The sequence below is a fragment of the Nocardiopsis sp. TNDT3 genome (assembly GCF_003427465.1).
GTDB lineage: Bacteria > Actinomycetota > Actinomycetes > Streptosporangiales > Streptosporangiaceae > Nocardiopsis > Nocardiopsis dassonvillei.
Genome location: NZ_QPFC01000804.1, coordinates 1 through 4,275, shown reverse-complemented (window position 1 = coordinate 4,275; position 4,275 = coordinate 1). Strand labels below are relative to the sequence as shown.

General features: G+C 73.3%; 4 protein-coding genes and 1 pseudogene. 3 read left to right on the top strand and 2 right to left on the bottom strand.

Going from position 1 to position 4,275, the window contains the following annotated elements:
• Window positions 1–181: pseudogene (locus DQW06_RS19700) on the top strand (TetR/AcrR family transcriptional regulator); the annotation flags it as partial.
• 140 nt (window positions 182–321) lie between these two features.
• Here DQW06_RS19700 and fabG read toward each other — a convergent pair.
• Both fabG and DQW06_RS19690 read right to left on the bottom strand, forming a co-directional pair.
• Window positions 322–1,077, bottom strand: a complete 756-nt coding sequence (gene fabG / locus DQW06_RS19695) for a 3-oxoacyl-ACP reductase FabG (protein WP_117199078.1) — start codon at window positions 1,075–1,077, stop codon at window positions 322–324.
• Window positions 1,078–1,328: 251 nt separating this feature from the next.
• Window positions 1,329–2,321 (bottom strand): LacI family DNA-binding transcriptional regulator, encoded by a 993-nt coding sequence (locus DQW06_RS19690; RefSeq protein WP_117199077.1) that lies wholly within the window; start codon window positions 2,319–2,321, stop codon window positions 1,329–1,331.
• A 233-nt stretch (window positions 2,322–2,554) separates the two neighbouring features.
• Here DQW06_RS19690 and DQW06_RS19685 point away from each other — a divergent pair, with 233 nt between their 5' ends.
• Together DQW06_RS19685 and DQW06_RS19680 are read left to right on the top strand one after the other, a co-directional pair.
• Window positions 2,555–3,436: an ABC transporter permease gene (locus DQW06_RS19685; RefSeq protein ID WP_232051660.1), complete on the top strand. Its 882-nt coding sequence runs from the start codon at window positions 2,555–2,557 to the stop codon at window positions 3,434–3,436.
• A complete protein-coding gene (locus DQW06_RS19680; RefSeq protein ID WP_013152957.1) occupies window positions 3,433–4,221 on the top strand; it encodes an ABC transporter permease in 789 nt (262 codons plus the stop codon). Before DQW06_RS19685 ends, DQW06_RS19680 begins: the two co-directional genes overlap by 4 nt.
• Window positions 4,222–4,275 lie beyond the last annotated feature (54 nt).

Here is a 4,275-nt window from a genome sequence, read left to right as displayed (position 1 = left end):
GGTCGCGGCGGGCCGGGCCTGCGGCGCGCTGCGTCCCGCGTTCGAGGCGGACGACCTCCACGCGCTCGTCGTGGACACCGCGCTCGCCCTCAAGCACGGGACCCGCCCGCCGCGGGAGGACTACGACCGCCGCACCGCCTTCCTCCTCGACGGGATCCGCGGGCGCCGGGAGTCCGACTGACCCCCGGGGACGCACGCCCCGGGGGCCGGGGGAGCGAAGCGCCCGAGCGCGCGGGGTGCGGCGCGCCCGGGCGATCCTATGAATCTACGTCGTAAAGGCCATGGTTCCCAACGCCTTGCTCCACCTGAATCCCACACCTCTCATTCCGAACCGCCGAAGGCCCGGCCGTCCTCGGGCAGCACCTGGCCCCCGTCGACCACGATGGTCTGCCCGGTGATGAAGGAGGCTCCGGGACCGGCCAGGAACAGGCAGGCCGCGGCGATGTCCTCCACCTCGCCGATGCGTCCCAGCGGGATCGCCGCGCGCATGCGCTCCAGGTAGTCCGGCCCCAACTCCTCCAGGCCCTCGGTGCGCACGTTCCCCGGCAGCACCGCGTTGACGGTGATGCCCCGGGGCGCGAGCTCCAGGGCGGCGCTGCGCATGAACCCCAGCTGGGCGGCCTTGGTGGCTCCGTAGTGGGACCAGCCCGCGTATCCGGTCAGCGGTCCGGTGATGGAGGAGGTGATGACCACCCGCCCCCGCCCGGAGGCGGTCAGGGCCTCCACCGCGGCGCGCACCGTCAGCACGGTGCCCTTGACGTTGGTGTCCACGACCCGGTCGAGTTCGCCGGGGTCCATCGACACCAGCGGGGACGAGGGGAAGATCCCGGCGTTGGCGCAGACCACGTCCAGGCCGCCGGTGCGCCGCACGGCCTGCTCCACGACGCGTTCGCAGTCCTCGGCCCCGGCCACGTCGCCGACCACCCACTCCGCCCCCGGGACGCCCCGGGCGGCCTCGCGCGCCCTGGCCTCGTCGCGCCCGACGATCACCACCCGGTCCCCGGCCTCGGCGAACCCCTTGGCGATACCGAGTCCGATGCCCCGGGTCCCGCCGGTCACCAGAACTGATCTGTCCACAGTCGTCTCCTGCGCTCAGGCCGATCACTGCTCCGTCCCGCCCAGGATTCCGTACGGGGGCGCGCTCTCGCCCGGCTTTCCCGGTGAACGGGCGGGGGCCGCGCGGCTACCGACGCCGACCCCCGGCCCCCGACCGGCCGCGGTCCGCCGAGGGACGCCTGCGCCATCGACGCCCGGCTTCCGGCACACGGACTCCCGCCACCCCGGCTCACGGCAGGACGGCCGGTGAACACGGAACGGCCGGACGTCCCTCAGCCGAGTGCCGGGCGCGGCGGCGCGAGGGAGTCGGTGATCCGCACCTCGGTGGGCAGCCTGCGCCCCCGGGGGCGGGTCCCCGCGGGCCCGTCGACCAGCTCGACCAGCGCCGACACCGCCGCGCGGCCCAGCTCGTCGGCCGGGGCCAGCACCGCCGAGATCGGCGGCCCCGGCAGGTCGGCCAGGGCGATGTCGTCGGCCGCGGCCACGCTGATGTCCTCGGGCACCCGCACCCCAATGCGGCCGAACTCGAACATGGCTCCCAGCAGCAACAGGCTGTTGTAGACCAGCATCGCCGTGCAGCCCGAGTCCACGATCTCCCGCGCCGCCGCGGCCCCCTCCGCGAAGGCCGGTCGCACGGGCCCGAAGACCCGCACCCGCAGCCGGGACCGGGCGGCGTGCTCCACCAGCTCCTCGCGCCTGCGCCGGTCCATCCACGAACTGGGCGGCCCCGCCAGGTAGGCGACGTCGCGGTGCCCCAGCTCCACCAGGCGGTCGTAGACGGTGCCCAGACCGCCGGGGGTGTCCACCGTGAACGAGGTCAGTCCGGGCACGCGGCGGTTGATCACCACCAGCGGCTTGCGCCGGTGCGCCTCCTTCAGGTCGGCGGCCGAGCCCACTGGTGACTGGAGCGCGAATCCGTCCACCTGGCTCTCCAGTTCGCCGAGCACCTCGGCCTCGCGGGCCGCGTCGCCCCCGGTGACGGCGATGATCACCCGGCGCCCGCTCCTGCCCGCCAGCTCCTGCGCGGCGGTGGCGGTGGTGGAGTAGAAGGGGTTGTCCAGGTCGGGGACGAGCAGGGCGAAGAAACCGCTGCGACCCGTGGTCAGCGCCCGCGCGGCGGGGTTGGCCCGAAAGCCCAGTCTCTCCGCGGCGGCGCGGACCCTGACCAGGGTGGGCTCGGAGACCATGGACGGCCGCGACAGGGCCCGCGAAACGGTGGACGCCGACACGCCGGCCTCCCTGGCCACGTCGTCCAGACTCGCCATTGCAGCTCCTCACGCCCGGTGGTGCCCCCTGTCACACTCGCGACCCGGGGGTTGGCTCATGTCCCCGACACAGGCTACGGTGTGCAAGCGCTTGTGCAAGCGCTTGCAGATGTTTTTGCAGATGAAGCGCTGTTCAGATCAGGCATCGTGCAGGCGAATCCTCGCGTAGACACGGCATCGCGCAGCTCGGGCGCCGTGCCGAACCCAGACCGTCCCCTCGACAGCGACCGGGAGTGGAATTGCCCCGCCCGTCACCCACCGTCGGCGCCGACGCGGCCGCTCCGCGCCGCGGCCGCCTCCCACGACCACCCGTCACGGTCCTGCTGGTCCCGGGGCTGGCCGTGGTCCTGTTCGCCTTCTGCTACCCGGTCGTGGCCACCCTGGCCTGGCCGCCCGACGGCGACCCCGCCACGGTCGCGCGCGAGACGGGCGGCCTGCTCACCGACCCCTACCTGCTCCCCGTGGTCGCGCGCACCGTCCGCGTGGCCGTGGTGACCACCGCGCTGTGCCTGCTCATGGGCTTCCCGGTGGCCTACCTCATCTCCCGGGCCCCCGGCCGCTGGCCCGGCCGCCTCCTGGCCCTGGCGATCTTCCCGCTGCTGCTCAACACCGTCGTGCGCACCTACGGCTGGATCATGGTCCTGGGCGGCAACGGCCTCATCAGCGGCATCAGCGAGGCCCTGGGCATGGGCCGGGTCCAGCTGCTCTACACCGAGACCGCCATCGTGCTCGGCCTGGTCCAGCTCTTCCTGCCGCTGATGATCCTGTCCTCCTACTCCAGCCTCGCCCAGCAGGACCACCGCCTGGAGGACGCCGCCCGCGGGCTGGGCGCCTCGCCCGGCCGGGCCTTCCGCACCGTGGTCTTCCCGCTCGCCCTGCCCGGGGTGCTGGTGGGCTGCACGCTCGTCTTCGCGGGCGCGGTCACCGCCTTCACCACGCCCCAGCTGCTCGGCGGGCCGCGCGAACGCCTTCTGTCCACCCTGCTCTACAGCCGGGTCAACGTCAGCCTCGACTGGCCCTCCGCCAGCGCCGTCGCCCTGGTGATGACGGTGCTCGTGCTGGCGGTCAGCGCGCTGTCCGGCCGGCTCGGCAAGATCGGGAGCACCACGTCATGATCCTGAGACGCCCCTTCCTGTCGCTGCTCGCGGCGGCGGCCTTCGTCCTCATGCTCGGCCCCGTGGTGATCCTGGTCGGGGTCGCCTTCACCGCCGGGAGCACCCTGGCCTTCCCGCCCGAGGGCCTGTCCCTGCGCTGGTTCGCCGCCGCCCTGGACTACGGGCCCTTCGTCGACTCCTTCGGCACCAGCGTCGCCGTGGCGCTGGCCTCCACCGCGATCGCCCTGCTCCTGGGCGTTCCGGCGACCCTGGCCCTGCACCGGGGCAACCCGCGCGGGCGCAGGGTGATGGAGAACCTCTTCTTCGCCCCGATCGTGGTCCCCGAACTCGTCCTGAGCCTGGCCCTGTTCCAGCAGCTCATGGTGGGCATGCGCGTCACCGCGCTGGGCGCGCTGATCGTCGGGCACACCGTCCTGCTGCTGCCCTACACCGTCCGCGTGGTGGGCGCCTCGCTGTCGCTGGCCGACGCGCGCCTGGAGGAGGCCGCCCGGGGGCTGGGGGCCGGGCCGGTGCGGGCCTTCTTCACCGTGACCCTGCCGGTCATGGCGCCGGGCATCCTGTCCGCCACCATCCTGGCCTTCATCACCTCCCTGAACAACGTTCCCCTGTCCCTGCTGCTCACCGGCCCGGGCGTGGCGACGCTGCCGGTGGAGATGCTCAACTACGTCCAGTCCTCGTTCGACCCGGTGGTCGCGGCGGTCAGCGTGCTGCTCCTGGTGCTCAGCGTCGCGGTCGCCTTCGCCACCGAACGCATGGTCGGTTTCACGAAGGTCTTCGGCCGCTAACCGGGAAGAAGGACACACCACTTGACTTCCTCTCCTGCCTGAGGGCAGGAGAAT

Excerpts from the sequence above, each read along its gene's own strand:
- DQW06_RS19690 (WP_117199077.1), bottom strand. The coding sequence starts at position 2,321 with ATGGCGAGTCTGGACGACGTGGCCAGGGAGGCCGGCGTGTCGGCGTCC.
- DQW06_RS19680 (WP_013152957.1), top strand. The coding sequence starts at position 3,433 with ATGATCCTGAGACGCCCCTTCCTGTCGCTGCTCGCGGCGGCGGCCTTC.